Source organism: Halomonas sp. CnH100-B, from assembly GCF_024124605.1.
Lineage (GTDB): Bacteria > Pseudomonadota > Gammaproteobacteria > Pseudomonadales > Halomonadaceae > Vreelandella.
The window spans coordinates 299,718-317,586 of sequence record NZ_JAMXRX010000002.1; the positions used below are offsets into that span (position 1 = coordinate 299,718).

Consider the following 17,869-nt stretch of genomic DNA (forward strand, 5'->3'; position numbering starts at 1 on the left):
ATGACCTCCATCTTTGAACAAGACTTACCGCCGACCGCCGCCAACCATGTGCCGCTCTCACCGCTCACGTTTATTGAGCGCTCGGCGGCCATCTACCCGGACTACCCCGCGGTCGTGCATGGCGCAACGCGCCGCACCTGGGCCGAGACCTGGACGCGCTGCCGCCAGCTAGCCTCGGCACTGGAAAAGCGCGGCATTCAGCCCGGGCAAACGGTGGCCGCCATGCTGCCCAATATTCCCGCGATGTTCGAGGCGCACTTCGGAGTGCCATTGGCGGGCTGCGTGCTGAATACGCTCAATATTCGCCTCGATGCCGATGCGATTGGCTATATGCTGGCCCACGGCGAAGCCAAGGCGGTTCTAGTAGACCCTGAGTTTGCCGAGGTGATTCAAGCGGCGGTTGCCAAGTTGGAAAGCAAACCGCTGATTATTGACGTAGCCGACCCCGAGTTTTTGGGCGACACCCAAGGCATTGGCGAGTTGGAGTACGAAGCGCTACTGGCTGAGGGCGACGCTGATTACGCTTATCGGCTGCCCAACGACGAATGGCAGGCGATTTCGCTGAACTACACCTCCGGCACTACCGGCAAGCCCAAGGGCGTGGTGTATCACCATCGCGGTGCCTACCTGAACGCGGTGAGTAATATTCTCGAGTGGGCCATGCCCCATCACCCGGTGTATCTGTGGACGCTGCCGATGTTCCACTGCAACGGCTGGTGCTTCCCCTGGACCATTGCCGCCAATGCGGGCGTTAGCGTGTGCCTGCGCAAAGTCGATCCCAAACGCATCACGGACCTGATCGTCGAAGAGGGCGTCACCCACTTCAGCGGCGCGCCGATTGTGCTCAATGGGTTGGTGAACCTACCGGCCGACCAAAAGCGGGTGTTTGATCATCCGGTAAAAGTGACCACCGCCGGTGCCGCGCCGCCCGCCTCGGTGATTGCCGGGGTAGAAAAGCTGGGTATCGAAGTCACTCACGTATACGGGCTTACTGAAGTGTACGGCCCGGTGACCGTATGCGCTTGGCGTGATGCGTGGAACGAGCTGCCCTTGGAGTCCCGTGCCAAAATCAAGGCCCGCCAAGGCGTGCGCTACCACATGCTGGAAGCGCTCTGCGTGGCCGACCCGGTGACGTTAGAACCCGTCGCTAAAGATGGCCGAACCATGGGCGAGATCTTGATGCGCGGCAACAACGTGATGAAGGGGTATCTCAAAAACGCCGAGGCGACGGAAAAAGCGCTAGAGGGCGGCTGGTACCACACCGGTGATTTAGCGGTGTGGCACGCCGATGGCTATATCGAGATTAAGGACCGCTCGAAAGATATCATCATCTCCGGCGGTGAAAATATCTCCACCATCGAAGTGGAAGATGCCATTTACAGCCATCCGGCGGTTGAAGAGGCGGCGGTCGTCGCGAAGCCGGACGAAAAGTGGGGCGAAACGCCCTGTGCGTTTGTTAAGTTAAAAATCGGCTACGGCGAGGTCACCGAGGCGGATATCATCGCCCACTGCCGTGAGCGTTTAGCGAGCTTTAAGGTGCCCAAAACGGTGATTTTTAGCGAGCTGCCGAAAACATCGACGGGCAAAATTCAAAAATTCGTGCTGCGTGAAGAAGCCAAGCAGCACCAGTCAGGGGGGCAGCAATGAGCGAACAACGGATCGGCGTGGTAGGCGCAGGCACCATGGGGCAGGGCATTGCCCAAGTGGTCGCCGCCAGTGGCTTTAACGTTCGGCTGTACGATGTCGCCGACGAGCAGCTCACCCGCGCCAAAGGCGCTATCGATAAAGGGCTCGAGAAGCTCGTTGCCAAAGAGAAGATGACCGCAGAGGGCAAGCAAGAAGCACTCGCTCGACTCTCTACCACCACGGCGCTCGATGCGCTCAGCGACTGCAGCGTGATTATCGAAGCCGCCCCTGAGCAGCCTGCGCTGAAAGAGAAGCTGTTTCGCGATCTCAGCCATCTGAGCAGCGATGCCATCCTGGCCTCTAACACGTCCTCGTTGTCTCTCACCCGCTTGGCCGCTGTATGCGAGCGTCCGGAGCGAGTAGTGGGTATGCACTTCTTCAACCCAGTGCCGGTACTCAAGTTGATGGAAGTGATCCGTGCTGAGCAAACCTCGGATGCCACCGTCGAGCGCATTGAAGCGCTGGCCAAAGCGCTGGGCAAAACCGCCGTGCCGGTAGGCGACGCGCCGGGCTTTGCCGTGAACCGTTTGCTAGTGCCGATGATTAACGAAGCCGCGTTTATCGTGCAGGAAGGCACCGCGACGCCGGAAGCCATCGATGAGGCCATGAAGCTGGGTGCTGCCCACCCGATGGGGCCGCTGGCGCTGGCGGATTTGATCGGCCTGGATGTATGCCTCGCGATTATGGACGTGCTGCAGGAAGGCTTTGGCGACCCCAAATATCGCCCCTGCCCGCTGCTCAAGCGCATGGTGGCCGCAGGCTACCTGGGCCGTAAGAGCGGCCGTGGGTTCTATATCTACGAATAGCCAACTGCCGGATTGAAGCGCGACAAAAGAAGTGATTGCCACCCAACCAAGCGTTCGCTAGGGTTGAGTGGTCATCACTTACAAGCGCAATAACAATCAAGGAGCCACCATGAGCGACGCAGTGATCGAGAAGGTTGATAACGACGGTGTAGTGCGCCTGACCATTAATCGCCCCAAAGCCCTGAACGCGCTGAATAGCGACGTGCTCAGCGCTTTGGAAGCGCATTTAGTCGAGCTTGAAGCGCACCCCAACCTGCGGGCGGTATTGATTACCGGCGCTGGTGAAAAATCCTTTGTGGCCGGGGCAGACATCACTGAAATGCGTGATAAAACCCCCGAAGAGGCCCGCGCATTTGCCAGCCAGGCACTGCGTACCATCAAGCGACTTGAAACACTGCCCGTGCCGGTGGTCGCGCTGGTGAACGGGTTTTGCCTTGGCGGCGGCTGCGAACTGGCGCTGGCCTGCGACTGGGCCGTCGCCAGCGACAACGCTGTCTTCGGCCAGCCGGAAGTCCTGTTAGGCGTCATTCCTGGCTTTGGCGGTACCCAACGCCTGCCGCGCCGAGTCGGCCCCGCCATGGCGATCGATTTGGTCACTACCGGGCGCAAAATTGATGCCCACGAAGCGCTGCGCATTGGTCTCGTGAACCGCGTAATGCCCCAGGCAGAGCTTGAGAGCTATGTTGAAGAGCTGACTACACAGCTGAAGGGCAACGGGCCGCAGTCGGTTCGCGGAGCCAAACAAGCCGTTCATGACGGCATGGACCAAGATCTGGATAGCGCCCTGGCGCTGGAAACCAGCCTGTTCGCTTTCTGCTTTGCAGGCCAGGAGCAGAAAGAGGGCATGAGTGCCTTTGTCGAAAAGCGTAAACCCAATTTCTAAGCTCTCTTTTTTCGAGTTTTACTTATTTGAGGGGTGGCGCATGCGTCATCCCTTATTTTATTCTCAGGCTTACTATTTCTTACTATGCCGGAGTGACCGCGATGCAGTGGGCCGCCTTTCTTCTTGCCGCGCTGGGGTTTGCCTATTTACCCGGGCCTGCGATGTTATACACCGCAGCACAAACGCTGGGACGTGGCCGACGGGCGGGCTGGTTGGCGGTGGCTGGGGTGCATCTTGGTTGCTATGTACATGTTATCGCCGCTGCACTGGGGTTAGCGCTACTGTTTGCGGCCATTCCACCTGCCTATCTGGCGATGAAAATCATCGGTGGACTCTATTTGCTCTGGATGGGCGTGCGTTTATGGCAACAAGGCATTCGCACGAGCAGTGACGAACTGCCGCTCGCCTCAACCAAGCGGGTACTGCGCGATAGCTTTCTGGTGGAAGTGCTTAACCCCAAAACGGCGCTTTTCTTCGTGGCGTTTCTGCCGCAATTTGTGCAGCCCGATATTGCCATGCCGGTCGCGTGGCAACTGCTTTGGTTAGGCATTGCCACCAATCTGTTGTTCTCATCAGCGGATGTGGTGGTGGTGCTATTGGCCAGCCCGCTTCGCGCATGGCTGCAAACGTCTCATGGCTCTTCCCGGTTGATTCAACGGATTGGCGGAGGCGTATTAATGGGGCTCGGAGGTAATACACTGGTGCAGGCAGCACGATAGGGCCAGTCACTGTGATGTTCACCGTAAGGAGCGTGGCATGTTCGATCTGTATATCGCTAACAAGAACTACTCTTCCTGGTCGCTGCGCCCTTGGGTGTTGCTGAAAGCGTTGGAGATCCCCTTTAATGAGCACCTCATGCCGTTTGAGGGTGGCTTTGGGGAGAGTCACACCACGTTCAAGCGCTTTTCACCGTCGGGCTTAGTGCCGTGTTTGGTCGATAGTGAGCACGATGTGGCCGTGTGGGATTCGTTGGCGATCGTCGAGTACGTGGCCGAGACACATCCAAACATATGGCCATCAGCGCGTGGGGCGCGGGCCTGGGCGCGCTCGGCCAGTGCCGAGATGCACAGCGGCTTTGGCGCACTGCGCGACGAATGTTCGATGAACTGTGGCGTACGCGTGGCCATGAACGAGCTTTCCCCAGGGCTGAAAAGCAATATGGCTCGGTTAGATGCCCTGTGGCAAGAAGGGCTTGCGCGTTTTGGCGGCCCGTTTCTGGCAGGCGAACACTTTACGGCGGTGGATGCGTTTTACGCCCCTGTGGCGTTTCGGATACAAACCTTCAATCTGCCGCTGAGTGACGCCTCCCTTGCTTATGTGCAGCGCCTGTTGGCGCTTCCCGCTATGCAGGATTGGTACGACGCCGCGCTGAAGGAGGCCTGGCGCGAACCTATGCACGAAGAGGAAACGTTGAAAAACGCCACGCTGCTTCGCGATGAACGCAACACGGCGTGATGGGGATAAATCCGCTACACTGGCGCGCCCCTTCTTTCGAGAGAGACCTTTGCCATGGCGCTGAGCGCGACCCCTTATAAAGTCGATGTTAACTTGACCGATCTGGATCGTAGCGTTTACGAGACGCTGCGCTTCACCGTGGCCCGTCATCCCTCAGAAACCGAAGAGCGTCTCTGCGCACGTTTGATTGCTTACCTGCTCTGGTACAGCGAATCGTTGGGGTTTGGGCGCGGGCTTTCCGATGTGGACGAGCCTGCGCTTTGGGAAAAGAGCCTGGATGGTCGCGTGCTTCACTGGATCGAAGTCGGCCTACCCGATGCCGAACGTTTGACCTGGTGCTCGCGCCGGGCAGAGCGGGTCTCGCTGCTGGCGTATGGTCGCGTGGATATTTGGGAAAGCAAAGTGCTGCCTGCCGTTGCCTCGTTGAAGAACGTGCACGTCGCCGGGCTGCCCCAAGAAACGCTGGCCACCGTAGCAGCAGATTTGCCCCGGGCGATTAACTGGGCAGTGATGATTAGCGATGGATCGTTGTTCATCACCGACGACAATGGTCAGCATGAGATGACCCCGCAGTGGCTATTGCGGGAGCGCTGAACCATGTTGTGCTAGGTTTTAAAGACGTGTGGTCGGTCTGAACAGGAAGTCGCGTTAATGATGGGTGATTCCTAGAATGTAGCTTGCTATCTATTTGCATGATTACATACAATCAGCAATGTTTGTTGCTCCCCGCTACGTTCGTATTTGCCCGTTTTAGCCCTCAACTCAAGGAATGAGCATGATGCCATCTGCTATATCACGCAGCGTTGCACGCTGCGATACGCGTTTTCAACAGCCAAAGCGTCACCCGCTAAGGTTCTACAAAGCGATCCTGCCGTTCGTGCTACCCATGGGCCTGTTACCCACCATGGCGTTGGCCGACGATAGCGCGCTGTCCGTCAAGCTGGAAAATGATGGCTTCGCCAGCAGCGACGATGGCCACTTTACCAGTGGCTTCGAGCTGAATTGGATGTTTACCCCGGAGCCGCAGAGCTGGACCCAGCGTTTGGCCACGGCGTTACCGGATAGCCTCATTGGTGAAGCGGATCGCGCTTCGTATCGTCTGGTGCATCAAATCTACACGCCCAATGTGATCGAGCGTCGTGACTTGATCGAAGATGACCGCCCCTACGCTGGGTTGGTGTACGGTGGCGTATCGCTTTATGAGGATAAAGCGGTCGGCCGCTGGCAGCAGGCTACGGATTTGCACTTGGACGTGGGGTTGGTCGGACCTTCTTCTCAAGCGGATAGCATTCAGCGGGAAGTGCACCGGGTGACCGATAGCGACCGTCCGCGCGGGTGGCGAAACCAGCTCGGTGATGAGGCCATCCTCAACCTGACCATGCGTCGCCAGTGGTGGCACGATGCCCCCTTGGCCGGAAAGCAGTTTTCCCATGGGCCCAGCGTTGGTGCGGCGTTGGGGAACCTGTACACCTACGCCAGTGCAGGCTACAGCGTACGCTGGGGAGACGATGCGCAGGGTATTCCCACGCTGACGCCAAATCCTGGCAGTCGTCATCAGTTGAACGGCACTAGCGGCTGGCAGTGGTACCTATTCGCGAACGTGGAAGGGTACTACATGGCACAAAACCTGACGCTCGATGGGAATACCTTCCGTGATAGCCACTCGGTCGACCGCAACGAGTGGGTGGCCGAGGCATCTGCCGGGTTAGCATTGGCTTGGGATGCGTGGCAGGTGACGTACGCCGCCGTTCAGCGCACCCGCGAATTCGATGGTCAGGATGAGCAGGACACGTTTGGCGCCGTTACGCTGACACGGCGCTTCTAAGCCATCCGATAATCTCCTGCAAGGGCAGTGATTAACGACGGGGTAAGGTGATTCGAGATGGCTAATAAGTACCCTCACACACCGGATGGCCGCTATTTCGTCGCTAAAAACCGACTTTGGCGCTGCACCGACCCCCGCCTCACGGAAGAGCAGAAGCGCGTCCATATCAAAGCGCTGATGAAGGCGCGTCGGGCGGTACGCAGCGCCCAGCAGCAAGGGGACGACGACGCGCTGCGTCAAGCGCGTCAGTCGGTGCAAGAGGCCAAGGAAGCCTTGGGCGAGCGTGGTCCTGTCTGGTGGGAAGATGGCGCGCCCGATGAGGGAGGCCTGGCGCCTCATAACAGTTCGTATGCCCAGTGGTGGGCGTCGCACTCCTAAACCATGGTTGCTACCCTGAGCTGTGTAAGGAATAGGTTTCTTCACTCAGGAGGAGTGGCATATGGACATGGTGTTTTTTGGCGGGTGGCAAAGTCTGGCCCGTACCCTCGTCGTAGGCGTGCTTGCTTACACGGTGTTGGTTGTCTTCTTGCGGATGTCTGGCAATCGCACGCTATCGAAAATGAACGCCTTTGATTTGATCGTGACGGTCGCGTTGGGCTCTACGTTGGCAACGGTACTGCTGTCGAAAGACGTGGCGCTGGCAGAAGGCGCGCTGGCGTTGGGGCTGCTGATTTTTCTTCAATTCCTGATCACGTGGCTGAGCGTTCGCGTGAGCTGGGTCAAGCGGTTAGTGACCGGCGAGCCGCGTTTGTTGCTGTACGAGGGTGAGCTGTTGCTCGACGCGCTGCGCAAGGCACGGGTGACGCGGGATGAAGTACGCTCTGCGGTACGGAGTAGCGGCTTGGCCAATCTCGATGCCGCTCAGGCGGTGGTGTTGGAGACCGATGGCTCGCTGAGCGTGGTGAAACGCAGCAGCCAACCGGGGGAAACCAGCCTGCGAGGTGTGCAGAGCCCCTAGCGATGGGGCGTTAGCTGTCGATAGCGCTATGCCGTTCACGGCTAGCCGCCATGGTGGTACGCTGCGCGCCTTTCTCTCCTACTGTGTAAGGGCAATCCGTGAACGTTAAAGCTGATCTCTCGATCTTGGACATCGTTGGCCATTTGTTGATTTGGGTGGTACTGACCCTGATTACCTTTGGCATTGCACTGTTTTTCTTTCCTTACTCGTTTGCTCGTTTCGTAATCAACCGCACCCGCGTGGTCGATAACGCAACGGGTATCGAGCGGAAAATGGTGTGTGATATCAATATCTTCAGCAACGTTGGCCATATCATTTTATGGATGGTCATTTCATTTCTTACGTTGGGGCTCGGTTACATCTTCTACTTTTACCGGGTGTGGAACTACGCCCTCAATAACGCTCGTCTGCAGTAATCTCTCCGGTTGTACGTCCACCCGCGCCACAATATCGCCTCTGCCGAGCGTCGGCAGAGGCTTTGTGAGTGATAAGCGTTTGCGTTTAACGTATCGTCGCTTGCGTTTCAACTAGCCATTCGGCGTCATTGACAACGTTTGTACAACTCCCTATATTTCCCGTGAATAAAAATTACTATCATTAATATTAATATTTGCTCCGGGATCTAACATGATGAAAACCACTCCTCACTTTCGACTGCGGGCGCTGAGCGTCGCGGTCGCCTTAGCGTCTGCCACTTCGGTATCGGCAGTTAGCGCACAAGAAAATGCCTCTGACCGCGTTAATCTGGAAACGGTGGAAGTCACTGCTGACGCAGCGGGCCGCTTTGGTTACAGCGATGCCGAACGCGAACCCAGCGTCGGTAAGCTGGATGTGCCGCTGGCCGAGCAACCTTATGCCATGTCCGTCATCGACCAAGAGTTCATCCAGGATAGCGGTGCCAAAAACATTCAAGATGCGCTGCTGTATACCCCCGGCGTGTATGCAGGCAACTTTGGCTTCGATACCCGTGGCGACAGTGCCAAAGTGCGCGGGCTAGACGCAGGTCGCTATTTGGATGGCTTGCGCCAGGTGTATGGCTCTTACAACACCGTGCGTACCAACGTATACGCACTCGAGAGCGTCGAGGTCCTACGTGGGCCATCTTCCATGCTTTATGGCCAAGCGGATCTAGGCGGCATCATCAACGGCGTTTCGAAACTGCCTCAAGAGGAGAGCAGCGGAGAAGTGTGGGCGCAGTACGGCTCCTATGACCGCAAGCAGCTGGCGCTGGATGTCACCGGCGCGGCAGATGAGGACGGTGAATTTCTGTATCGCTTGGTGGCATTGACCCGTGATAGCGACACCCAAGTCGATTACGTCGAGGATGATGGCTACTTGTTTGCGCCGTCGTTTACTTGGCGTCCCAGCGACGAGACCAGCATTACGCTGCTGCTCAATCGCCAGGAAAATAAAGGCCAGGTATCAGCGCAGTTTCTGCCCCAGGCGGGCACGTTGGAGCCGGGGTCGCGTGGGTTCATTGGCTCTGAGCGGTTCGTGGGCGAGCCCGGCTGGGATCGTTATGACCGCGAAAAAACCGAAACGACGCTATTCGTCGATCACCAGCTCAACGATGACTGGACCTTTGCAGCCACCGCGCGCTACACCGATTCCAGCACCGAAACCCGCGAACACTGGATCGATATTCCGAGCGTTCCCGATGCCGACGGTAACGTCAACCGCACCATCTTCACCGCCGATGCCGAAACGCGCATTCTCAATATGGATGCCCGGCTGGAAGGCGAGTTCGCACTTGGCAATACTCAGCACACCCTCATTGCAGGCATCGACCGTCAGGACGCCCGCTGGTCTCAGGATAACTACAGCTCAGTGGCCAGTGGAGGTGGGCAGTTCAACGTCTACAACCCCCAGTATGGCAACCTGCAGCTGGGCTCACTGAACCCCACCGACCGCCCGGATAATGAAATCGAGCAGGTGGGCGTGTATCTAGCGGATCACATCGAAGTAGGGCCCGTGGTCGTCTCCGCAGGCCTGCGTCGTGACTGGGCAGAGAACCGCACGCTGGCGCTGTCTGGACCGGATACGGTGAGCGATGAGGGCGAAACCACGGGGCGCGTGGGGCTGATGTACCGTTTCGATAACGGCTTCTCGCCCTATGTGAGCTATTCGGAAGCGTTCGCCATGAACCTGGGCACCGACGGAACGGCCAATCCGAGCCCGTTGAAACCTACGACCGGCGACCAAGAAGAAGTTGGCTTCAAGTACGTCTCTCCAGATCAATCGCTGGCCGTGAGTGCCGCCTACTTTGACATCACGCAGCAAAACCGTATTAGCGACGGCGTTACCCCAGGCGGCGTAGAGCAGCTAGGTGCCGTGGTCGATGGCTGGGAACTGCAGGTGAACAAGCGCTGGCAGCAGTTCGAAACCCAGCTCGCCTACACCAACTTGAACGCCACCAACGACAGCACCGGTACGCGGTTACCGTACGTGGCCGAAGAGCAGGCTTCCTGGTGGAACCGACTGTATGTGGGTAGTCACTGGCGTATTGGGGCGGGCGTTCGTTATGTCGGCGACAACGTGGGGTCTGGCGGTGCGCCCGTGGTGCCTTCCAGCACGCTGTATGATGCGATGGTGGGTTACACCATGGGCGAGTGGGACTTCTCGGTGGACCTGAAAAACGCCACGGATGAAGAGTATGTCTCCTGGTGTCGTTATGACGGCGGCGACTGTGGCTACGGCGACCGCCGCAGCGTCACGGCCAACGTGCGCTATCAGTTTTAATACGCGCGACATACGGTGGCAGGTTGCCACATAAAACGACGGGGCCTGCGATGAGCAGGCCCCGTTCTCTTTTTGGGTCTCTTCGTGTGTCGACGATTAGTGTGGCTGCTTGATCAGTAGCTTCACTAACCGCCGCACGATGGGGGAGACTAGGTTGATCACCGGCAGCGCGACGGCAAAGGCAAACAGCCACGCCTTGAGCCAAATCATCACGATCCCTTCGACGAGTCCCACGTTATACAGCGTAATCACCAGCGACATGATGCATGACATGAACAGCGCCATCAGGCATGAAAATATCAGCTGGGCGTATTTCGGATCGAACATCGTGCGTTTTCCTAATACGCGAATTAACGCTTGTCTTCGGTTTTTTCAGTGAAGTCGCTAGCGTCGTGACGCTCGTGAAGCTGCTCGCTGGGTTCACCCCAGGTACGGTTTACCATGCGGCCACGCTGTACTGCGGGGCGGGCGTCAATCTCTTCGGTCCAGCGCAGCACATTCGTATAGGTGTGTGCCTCGAGGAACTCAGCGGCGTCGTACACGCGGTTTTTGACCAGTGCCCCGTACCAGGGGTGAATCGCCATGTCGGCAATGGTGTACTCGTCGCCTGCCATGAAGCGGTTGTCGGCGAGGTGGCGGTCCAGCACGTCTAGCTGGCGTTTGACTTCCATGGTGTAGCGATCGATCGGGTACTGGTATTTCTCTGGCGCGTAGGCGTAGAAGTGACCAAAGCCGCCGCCCAACATCGGTGCGCTGCCCATTTGCCAGAACAGCCAAGAGAGGCACTCGGTACGCTTGGCAGGATCCGACGGCAGGAATTCACCGTACTTCTCGGCGAGATAAAGCAAGATGGCCCCTGATTCGAATACGCGCTGGGGCGGGTTCACACTGTGATCCATCAGTGCTGGAATCTTCGAGTTGGGGTTGACCTCAACGAAGCCGCTACCAAACTGGTCGCCTTCGCCAATTTGGATCAGGTGAGCATCATACTCGGCGGCAGTGACGCCTTTTTCGAGCAGCTCTTCGAGCATGACCGTTACTTTGACGCCGTTGGGTGTCGCCAACGAATAGAGCTGTAAGGGGTGTTTGCCAACGGGCAGCGGCTGTTCGTGGGTCGCGCCTGCCACCGGACGGTTGATATTGGCAAACTTGCCGCCGTTACCCGGCTCCCATTTCCATACCCGTGGTGGCGTGTAGGTCGTATCGCTCATAGTAGCCTCGCTGTTGAACAGGTGAAAAGAGCAGTGCCAATTGCCTAGCTTGCTAAGTTGTCCCTGGTTTATGGGGACGTAAAACCTGGGTACAAGGGTAGACCTTGAGTTCGTTAAATAAAAATATGCGGGGTGGTGAAGGGAAGGCCGCGGCGAAGTCAGCACGGCAAGAGAGAAGTGGGAAAGATCACACAGCCGCCACCCTGCCGATAGGCAAGGTGGCGGGGAAGGCGGTTTACACCAGCGTCAAGGTGACGTCGATGTTGCCACGGGTCGCGTTAGAGTAAGGGCAGACAATATGCGCTTTATCGACCAGCGCCTGCGCGACGTCCTTCTCAAGACCCGGCAAGCTGATTTTTAGCTCCACTTCGATGCCGAAGCCCGTGGGGATGGCACCAATGCCCACGCTGCCATCGATCTGTGTATCAGCAGGCAGCTTGACTTTTTCCTGGCTGGCCACGTGCTTCAGCGCGCCCAGGAAGCAGGCGGAGTAGCCCGCTGCGAATAGCTGCTCAGGATTGGTACCGTCGCCACCTGCGCCACCCAGCTCTTTAGGTGTGCTCAGTTTGACGTCCAGCGCGCCATCGGAGGATTTGGCATGGCCTTCACGGCCGCCAGTCGCATGGGCGTGGGCACGATAAGCAATAGTTTCAATCGACATCGGGTATCTCCTGTTCATCAATCGTTGGGTGTGTGACGCGTTGGTGCAAAACGGGTTTTAATTTAGTTCAGCTTTATTTTGCGCGCAAGTTAATTGCCATAAAAGTATGTTCCGCTGGCGAAACGACCGTGTCTATTTCGCTTTTTGCAGACTGTCGCGCAGTTGAACGAGATCCTCTTTGAGTTGCGTCAAGGCTTCCACCGATTTCTCGCTCGCGTTGACGATGCAGCTTGGAATATGGCGCGCCTGCTCGCGCAGCGCATGGCCTTTATCAGTCAGGAACAGCTCGACGACGCGCTCATCCTGCACACTGCGCTGACGGCGCAGCAGCTGGTCCGCTTCCAGGCGCTTGAGCAACGGGGTCAGCGAGCCGGGGTCGGTGAGCAGCCGCTTACTCAATGAGCCAACGGTAATACCATCCTCTTGCCACAGCACCAGCATGGCAAGGTACTGCGGGTAGGTCAGCCCTAGCTCTTTCAAAAGCGGTTTGTAGATCTTGGTCATCGTCAACGACGTTGAATAGAGGGCGAAACAGAGCTGATGATCGAGCTCCAATTCGCTGCAAGGGTCTAACGCAGGCATGTGGACTCCAGGACGGGATGCATAGCCAGTAATGTAGCGCGCCAGACGATGAGTGGCTATCCCTAGACGTTGGTCGTAAGTTAGCAGTTTTGTTTTGACACCCCGCCTAGCGGTCGCTAGCCTTCGCTTATTGAATGTTACCGGTAACAAGGAAAGTGTGAAACCGCTGGTTAGCGGCAACATTCATGCGGAGGCGTTATTCGATCATGCTAATGAAAGGCCATTAGCCTGTTGGCAGATAAACGCTCAGCAACCCAGCACTCAACCGCTCATCATTTAACAACAATGAATGTTTGGAGATAACGTCATGACAGCGATTTGGCGCAGCACGCTTACCCTAGTGGGCGCAACGACCCTGACTTTTGGCATGGCGCATGCCCAGAGCCCCGAGCTTTCCGACCCGCCGGCCATCGAAGGGGATATCGTGGCCGACCACGGTAGCCATACGCTTCGTATGGGCATTGGCCTATCGGAAACGTCTCCGCAGTTTCTCTCTAGCCAGTACTTTGGCGAAATTCTGGAGCAGCGTACCGAAGGCCGCATTACGGTCAACGTGTTCCCCAACAGCCAGTTGGGTGACGACGTTCAAATGATGGAAATGCTGCAGACCGGTACGCTGGATATGACGTATCCCTCCAGCTCGGCCACCACCAGCTACGTCGAAGAGCTCTCCGTCTTTGACCTGCCGTTCCTGCTGCCCAGCCGTGAAGCCGCCATGGCCGTCATGCAGAGCGACGTGGCTCAGGAAATGCTGGATAAGTTCGAAGGTACTGGCCTGAAAGCGTTGGCCCTCTCCGAGAACGGCTACCGCCAGCTCTCCAACAGCGCACGCCCGGTGGAGTCGCCGGAAGACGTGGCAGGCCTGGACGTTCGCGGTTTGAGCGTACGTACCATGCAGAACCCGGTGCACCTGGCGATTTGGGAAGCCCTCGGTGCTAACCCCACGCCGATGGCCTTTGGTGAACTCTTCTCTGCGCTAGAGCAGGGCGTCGTCGATGGTCAGGAGAATCCCTGGAGCACCATCCTGACCTCCAACTTCAATGAAGTGCAGGATTACGGCACCGAAACCCGCCACGTTTACACCCCGTTCATCATGATGCTGTCCGAGCGTACCTGGGACCGCATGGCACCCGAGTATCAAGAGCTGGTACTGGAAGCTGCGCGTCAATCTGCCGAGTACGAAATTCAGCTCTCCGCTGAGTACGACGACTGGTCTCGTGAGCAGTTAGAAGAGCGTGGTATGCAGATCACTCGCTTGAGCGATGAGCAGCTGGCCGCGTTCCAAGACGCCGTGCAGCCCGTTTACGAAGAGTGGGCGCCGCGCATTGGCGAAGATCTGATCGCTGAAATTCAGCAGATCGTCGAAGACAGCAGCAACTAATACGCACCATTAAGCGCGCCATCGGGCAGGCCTTTGTGCCTGCCCGACTTGTCAGTGCCCCTTGGAGTTCTTATGACACCCTCCTCAACACCTTCCAATGCTGAATCCTCTTTGAAAGCGCCCGCGATGGAAGATCCGTCGGTCTACCTGGACGATCCCAATCGCAAGCTGCTGGAAATCGATACCGAAACGCGCCAGGGCCCGGCGCTGTTTCGCTGGTTAACGCTTGGCATGGAGTATTTGATTGGCGCGATTTTGGTCGCGTTGATCGTGGCGGTGTCGAGCAATGTGGTGGGCCGTTCGCTGTTCAACCACTCGCTGCCTTGGGTCGACGAGCTGGCGCGCATGCTATTCATCTGGCTGGTCTTCATTGGTGCGGCGGCCGCGTTCGCCCGCTATGAGCACATTGCCGTGGATGCACTGGTGCGGCGTTTGCCGCTGCGTTTGGCGCATATGCTCTACTGCCTGCAGCACCTGATTATTACTGGCCTGATGCTGGTCATGATATTTGGTGGCTATCAGGTTCTGGCGCGCTCCAGCGGTCGCTCGGCCATCATGGGAGTGCCGCTGAGTTTGGTCAGTCTTTCCCTCGTGCTGTGTGTCATCTTTATCGCTGCCGTATCGCTGTGGCGGGTTTGGATGAGCGTGCGCGTCATTGTTCAACCACATGGCCCTTCGGCTAACGCGCAAGGGGAGTAAGCGTCATGCTATGGATTTTTCTCATTATTTTATTCGTGTCGATCATCATTGGCCTGCCTATCGCCTTTGGTTTAGGGGTAGCGGCGCTGGTGATGGCGGTACTGTCCGATATTCCGCTCTCCATCATGATCGAGCAGTCCATCCGTGGGGTGAATAGCTTCCCGCTGCTGGCCATTCCGTTCTTTATCTTGGTCGGTGAAGTGATGAGTAACGGCGGCATCGCGCGCCGTCTGATGGAACTGGCCGGTGCGCTGGTTGGGTTCATGCGCGGTGGCCTGGGGCAAGTGGCGATCACTGGCTCGATGTTCTTTGGCGGCATTAGCGGCTCGGCGGTGGCCGATACGGCGGCCACCGGCTCGATGATGATTCCCTCCATGAAGCAGCAGGGCTACACCGCTGCCAACGCCACGGCGATTAACACCGTCTCGTCGGTGATCGGGATCATTATTCCTCCCTCCATCCCGCTGATTCTTTACGGCATCGTCACGGAAACCTCCATTAGCCGTCTGTTCATCTCCGGTATCGTCCCGGGGCTGCTGATCGGCGCGGCCTTGATGGTGACCACCTTCATTTTGGCCAACAAACAGGGTGGCGGGGTGCGTAAATTCCGCTGGGACGTGCTGTGGAAAGCCTTCAAAGACGCGTGGCTGGCCCTGGTGCTGCCGGTGATCGTGATTGGCGGCATTATTGGCGGCGTGTTCACTGCAACAGAAGCCGCTGTGGCGGCGCTGCTCTATTCGCTGGCGATTTCGCTCTTGGTCTACCGGGAGTTCAAGCTCAGTGAACTCATGGGCATGCTGATTCGCACGGCCAGGCTGACGGGCATGGTAATGATGCTCCTGGCCTTTGCCACCGTCATTGCTTGGTTCTTGACCATCAACATGGTGCCGCAAACGCTGGTGCGTCAGGTTCAGGCGATTACCCAAGAGCCGTTCCTACTGCTGTTGATCGTGGCGGCTCTTTTACTGCTCGTCGGCTTCGTGATGGACCTGACGCCGGCCATGGTCATCATGGCGCCGATGCTGGCTCCTATCGTCACCTCGGTGGGGGTGGATGCCGCTTACTTTGGCGTGCTGATGGCCTTCATCCTGGGGATTGGCCTACTCACGCCGCCGGTGGGCACCTGCCTCTATGTGGGCTGTGGCGTGGGCAAGGTCTCTATGGAGTCGCTGGTCAAAGCCATGCTGCCTTACTACGCGGCGCTGCTGGTCGTGCTGGTGCTGCTGATTGCCTTCCCAAGCATCGTGACTTGGTTACCTGACCTCACCGCCGTACGCGGTAACTGATAGGAGTCGCGTGTGACTACTTACTCAGCTCATAACGGCTCGCATCGTATTCTCGTCATGGGCGTCTCTGGGTCGGGCAAGTCGCACATTGGTCAGCAGCTAGCGGCCAGTGTGGGGGCCACGTTCATCGATGGCGACGATCATCATTCGCCCGCCAACGTGGCCAAGATGGCCAGTGGGACGCCGCTGAACGACGATGACCGCCGCGACTGGCTGGCGACCCTGGCTGGGCTGTTTGCCGATTACAAGTCGCGGGACGAATCGGTGGTGATTGCCTGTTCCGGCCTCAAACGGCGTTACCGCGACCGTCTGCGAGAAGGGGATAGCGCGCTGCGTATCCTGTATCTAGAAGGCACCCAAGCGCTGCTACGCGAGCGCTTGGAAACGCGCGCCGGGCACTTTTTCAAGGGCGACAGCATGTTGGCCAGCCAACTGGCCGATTTGGAACCGCCCCAGGCAGATGAGGCCGTGACGCTCTCCATCAGCCTGACGCCCGAAGTGATCGTCGAGCGTTTTCGTGCCACGCTCGTGCCAGAGCCGCACCGCTCATTAGGCTAAAGGGAGGGATAGGCGACGGGCCCTGCTATTCGTTATGGTAGGGCCCGAGCGCCATCCACTGTACAAGGCAGCGACGCCATTGAAGAAAAAACGCCCTACATTACAAGATATTGCTGATCGCGTTGGTGCCACCAAAATGACCGTCAGCCGCTGTTTGCGCGACCCGGAAACGGTGTCGGAAGGTCTTCGAGAGCGCATTTTCAGCATTGCCGAGCAAATTGGCTACATCCCCAATCGCGCCCCCGACCTGCTTTCCCGTGCCACCAGCCACTCCATCGGCGTGCTGGTTCCTTCGCTGACCAACCAGGTGTTTGCCGACGTCATCGTGGGGATCGAAGCCTACACCGAGCCTGCGGGCTATCACTTGATGCTCTCCCACTACGGCTACAGTCAGGAGCTGGAGGAGCGCAGCCTTGCCTCGCTGCTCTCCTATAATGTGGATGGGGTGATTCTATCTGATCGTGACCACACGCCGCGCAGCCTGCGCATGCTGGAAACGGCGGGTATTCCCATCGTCGAGATCATGGATACCCACCGTCCGCCGCTGCAGCAGGCGGTGGGCTACGACAACGTTCGTGCCGCTTACGACATGGTCAGCGAGATGATTCGCCGCGGCCGTCGTCAGGTGATCTACCTCGCCGTTCGGCTCGATGAGCGTACCCGTCAGCGCGAGCTGGGGTATCGTCAAGCCATGGAAGAGCGGGGTCTTACCCCCGTGACGCTACAGAGCAGTCAGCGCTCCTCTTACACCGTGGGTGCCGCGTTGATGCAGGAAATTCAGCGCGACTACCCCGACGCGGACGGCATTTTTTGTACCAACGATGACGTCGCCGTGGGGGCCTATTTCGAGTGCCTGCGCCAGAGCATTGCCGTGCCAGAGCAGATGGCCATTGCCGGTTTCCATGGCCACGACGTTGGGCAGGCGATGACGCCACGCTTGGCGAGTGTCGTGACTCCTCGTCAAGCCATCGGTAAAGCGGCTGCCAAGACGCTACTGGCGCGCATTCGTGGCGAAGCGCTGGAGCAGAAAGTGGTGGATTTGGGATACCGCATCGAGGCAGGGAGCACGCTTTAACGTCCGCGCTAAAAACTGTTTGGCTGCTTACGATAACCCCGTTAGGCTAGCGATTCATTCTGCC

General features: G+C 57.9%; 20 protein-coding genes. 16 read left to right on the forward strand and 4 right to left on the reverse strand.

Features of this window, described 5'->3' with window-relative positions; genetic code table 11:
* From NH398_RS04930 to NH398_RS04980, 11 genes are all read left to right on the forward strand, one after another.
* Positions 1–1,647 (forward strand): acyl-CoA synthetase, encoded by a 1,647-nt coding sequence (locus NH398_RS04930; protein WP_253016971.1) that lies wholly within the window; start codon positions 1–3, stop codon positions 1,645–1,647.
* A complete protein-coding gene (locus NH398_RS04935; protein WP_253016973.1) occupies positions 1,644–2,492 on the forward strand; it encodes a 3-hydroxybutyryl-CoA dehydrogenase in 849 nt (282 codons plus the stop codon). The genes NH398_RS04930 and NH398_RS04935 overlap by 4 nt, the downstream gene beginning before the upstream one ends.
* Before the next feature lie 109 nt (positions 2,493–2,601).
* Positions 2,602–3,375, forward strand: coding sequence for an enoyl-CoA hydratase-related protein (locus NH398_RS04940; protein WP_253016975.1), 774 nt, complete (start codon positions 2,602–2,604; stop codon positions 3,373–3,375).
* A 101-nt stretch (positions 3,376–3,476) separates the two neighbouring features.
* Positions 3,477–4,094 carry a LysE family translocator gene (locus NH398_RS04945; RefSeq protein WP_253016977.1) on the forward strand — a complete coding sequence of 206 codons (618 nt, stop codon included), beginning with the start codon at positions 3,477–3,479 and terminating at the stop codon, positions 4,092–4,094.
* A gap of 37 nt (positions 4,095–4,131) precedes the next feature.
* Positions 4,132–4,830 (forward strand): glutathione S-transferase family protein, encoded by a 699-nt coding sequence (locus NH398_RS04950; RefSeq protein WP_253016978.1) that lies wholly within the window; start codon positions 4,132–4,134, stop codon positions 4,828–4,830.
* A 54-nt stretch (positions 4,831–4,884) separates the two neighbouring features.
* Positions 4,885–5,424 carry a YaeQ family protein gene (locus tag NH398_RS04955; RefSeq protein WP_253016980.1) on the forward strand — a complete coding sequence of 180 codons (540 nt, stop codon included), beginning with the start codon at positions 4,885–4,887 and terminating at the stop codon, positions 5,422–5,424.
* Positions 5,425–5,716: 292 nt separating this feature from the next.
* Positions 5,717–6,655: a lipid A deacylase LpxR family protein gene (locus NH398_RS04960; RefSeq protein ID WP_253017372.1), complete on the forward strand. Its 939-nt coding sequence runs from the start codon at positions 5,717–5,719 to the stop codon at positions 6,653–6,655.
* 57 nt (positions 6,656–6,712) lie between these two features.
* Complete coding sequence (locus NH398_RS04965) at positions 6,713–7,033, forward strand: hypothetical protein (RefSeq protein ID WP_253016982.1); 321 nt, start codon at positions 6,713–6,715, stop codon at positions 7,031–7,033.
* A 61-nt stretch (positions 7,034–7,094) separates the two neighbouring features.
* A complete protein-coding gene (locus NH398_RS04970; protein WP_253016984.1) occupies positions 7,095–7,613 on the forward strand; it encodes a YetF domain-containing protein in 519 nt (172 codons plus the stop codon).
* Between the two features lie 98 nt (positions 7,614–7,711).
* The gene (locus NH398_RS04975) at positions 7,712–8,029 is read left to right on the forward strand and encodes a DUF6693 family protein (RefSeq protein WP_253016986.1); all 318 of its coding nucleotides are present in this window, start codon (positions 7,712–7,714) and stop codon (positions 8,027–8,029) included.
* 211 nt (positions 8,030–8,240) lie between these two features.
* Positions 8,241–10,352, forward strand: a complete 2,112-nt coding sequence (locus NH398_RS04980) for a TonB-dependent siderophore receptor (protein WP_253016988.1) — start codon at positions 8,241–8,243, stop codon at positions 10,350–10,352.
* A 96-nt stretch (positions 10,353–10,448) separates the two neighbouring features.
* Here the strand turns inward: NH398_RS04980 and NH398_RS04985 are convergent, their stop codons facing one another.
* The 4 genes from NH398_RS04985 to NH398_RS05000 all read right to left on the reverse strand — a co-directional run bounded on the left by NH398_RS04985 (position 10,449) and on the right by NH398_RS05000 (position 12,806).
* Positions 10,449–10,679, reverse strand: a complete 231-nt coding sequence (locus NH398_RS04985) for a DUF2798 domain-containing protein (RefSeq protein WP_253016990.1) — start codon at positions 10,677–10,679, stop codon at positions 10,449–10,451.
* A gap of 23 nt (positions 10,680–10,702) precedes the next feature.
* Positions 10,703–11,563, reverse strand: a complete 861-nt coding sequence (gene yghU, locus NH398_RS04990; protein WP_253016992.1) for a glutathione-dependent disulfide-bond oxidoreductase — start codon at positions 11,561–11,563, stop codon at positions 10,703–10,705.
* Between the two features lie 235 nt (positions 11,564–11,798).
* The gene (locus NH398_RS04995) at positions 11,799–12,224 is read right to left on the reverse strand and encodes an organic hydroperoxide resistance protein (protein WP_285262658.1); all 426 of its coding nucleotides are present in this window, start codon (positions 12,222–12,224) and stop codon (positions 11,799–11,801) included.
* Between the two features lie 132 nt (positions 12,225–12,356).
* Positions 12,357–12,806, reverse strand: coding sequence for a MarR family transcriptional regulator (locus NH398_RS05000; RefSeq protein WP_253016994.1), 450 nt, complete (start codon positions 12,804–12,806; stop codon positions 12,357–12,359).
* A 307-nt stretch (positions 12,807–13,113) separates the two neighbouring features.
* Between NH398_RS05000 and NH398_RS05005 the strand changes: the two genes are divergently transcribed.
* The 5 genes from NH398_RS05005 (at position 13,114) to gntR (ending at position 17,805) form a co-directional block, all read left to right on the forward strand.
* Complete coding sequence (locus NH398_RS05005; RefSeq protein WP_159341451.1) at positions 13,114–14,187, forward strand: TRAP transporter substrate-binding protein; 1,074 nt, start codon at positions 13,114–13,116, stop codon at positions 14,185–14,187.
* A 72-nt stretch (positions 14,188–14,259) separates the two neighbouring features.
* Entirely contained in the window at positions 14,260–14,886 is a 627-nt protein-coding gene (locus tag NH398_RS05010) for a TRAP transporter small permease (RefSeq protein WP_159341452.1), read from the forward strand.
* 5 nt (positions 14,887–14,891) lie between these two features.
* Positions 14,892–16,172: a TRAP transporter large permease gene (locus tag NH398_RS05015; protein WP_159341453.1), complete on the forward strand. Its 1,281-nt coding sequence runs from the start codon at positions 14,892–14,894 to the stop codon at positions 16,170–16,172.
* 57 nt (positions 16,173–16,229) lie between these two features.
* Positions 16,230–16,730, forward strand: coding sequence for a gluconokinase (locus tag NH398_RS05020; protein ID WP_253017378.1), 501 nt, complete (start codon positions 16,230–16,232; stop codon positions 16,728–16,730).
* A gap of 79 nt (positions 16,731–16,809) precedes the next feature.
* Positions 16,810–17,805 (forward strand): gluconate operon transcriptional repressor GntR, encoded by a 996-nt coding sequence (gntR, locus tag NH398_RS05025; RefSeq protein WP_159341454.1) that lies wholly within the window; start codon positions 16,810–16,812, stop codon positions 17,803–17,805.
* Positions 17,806–17,869 lie beyond the last annotated feature (64 nt).

What these genes read in the sequence shown, in the direction of transcription:
- NH398_RS05000 (WP_253016994.1), bottom strand. Translation starts at nt 12,806, where the DNA reads ATGCCTGCGTTAGACCCTTGCAGCGAATTGGAGCTCGATCATCAGCTC.
- NH398_RS04960 (WP_253017372.1), top strand. Translation starts at nt 5,717, where the DNA reads ATGGGCCTGTTACCCACCATGGCGTTGGCCGACGATAGCGCGCTGTCC.
- NH398_RS05005 (WP_159341451.1), top strand. Translation starts at nt 13,114, where the DNA reads ATGACAGCGATTTGGCGCAGCACGCTTACCCTAGTGGGCGCAACGACC.
- NH398_RS04935 (WP_253016973.1), top strand. Translation starts at nt 1,644, where the DNA reads ATGAGCGAACAACGGATCGGCGTGGTAGGCGCAGGCACCATGGGGCAG.
- NH398_RS04965 (WP_253016982.1), top strand. Translation starts at nt 6,713, where the DNA reads ATGGCTAATAAGTACCCTCACACACCGGATGGCCGCTATTTCGTCGCT.
- NH398_RS04985 (WP_253016990.1), bottom strand. Translation starts at nt 10,679, where the DNA reads ATGTTCGATCCGAAATACGCCCAGCTGATATTTTCATGCCTGATGGCG.
- NH398_RS04980 (WP_253016988.1), top strand. Translation starts at nt 8,241, where the DNA reads ATGATGAAAACCACTCCTCACTTTCGACTGCGGGCGCTGAGCGTCGCG.
- NH398_RS04995 (WP_285262658.1), bottom strand. Translation starts at nt 12,224, where the DNA reads ATGTCGATTGAAACTATTGCTTATCGTGCCCACGCCCATGCGACTGGC.
- NH398_RS04950 (WP_253016978.1), top strand. Translation starts at nt 4,132, where the DNA reads ATGTTCGATCTGTATATCGCTAACAAGAACTACTCTTCCTGGTCGCTG.
- NH398_RS04930 (WP_253016971.1), top strand. Translation starts at nt 1, where the DNA reads ATGACCTCCATCTTTGAACAAGACTTACCGCCGACCGCCGCCAACCAT.
- NH398_RS04945 (WP_253016977.1), top strand. Translation starts at nt 3,477, where the DNA reads ATGCAGTGGGCCGCCTTTCTTCTTGCCGCGCTGGGGTTTGCCTATTTA.
- NH398_RS05020 (WP_253017378.1), top strand. Translation starts at nt 16,230, where the DNA reads ATGGGCGTCTCTGGGTCGGGCAAGTCGCACATTGGTCAGCAGCTAGCG.
- NH398_RS05010 (WP_159341452.1), top strand. Translation starts at nt 14,260, where the DNA reads ATGACACCCTCCTCAACACCTTCCAATGCTGAATCCTCTTTGAAAGCG.
- yghU (WP_253016992.1), bottom strand. Translation starts at nt 11,563, where the DNA reads ATGAGCGATACGACCTACACGCCACCACGGGTATGGAAATGGGAGCCG.
- NH398_RS04955 (WP_253016980.1), top strand. Translation starts at nt 4,885, where the DNA reads ATGGCGCTGAGCGCGACCCCTTATAAAGTCGATGTTAACTTGACCGAT.
- NH398_RS05015 (WP_159341453.1), top strand. Translation starts at nt 14,892, where the DNA reads ATGCTATGGATTTTTCTCATTATTTTATTCGTGTCGATCATCATTGGC.
- NH398_RS04940 (WP_253016975.1), top strand. Translation starts at nt 2,602, where the DNA reads ATGAGCGACGCAGTGATCGAGAAGGTTGATAACGACGGTGTAGTGCGC.
- NH398_RS04970 (WP_253016984.1), top strand. Translation starts at nt 7,095, where the DNA reads ATGGACATGGTGTTTTTTGGCGGGTGGCAAAGTCTGGCCCGTACCCTC.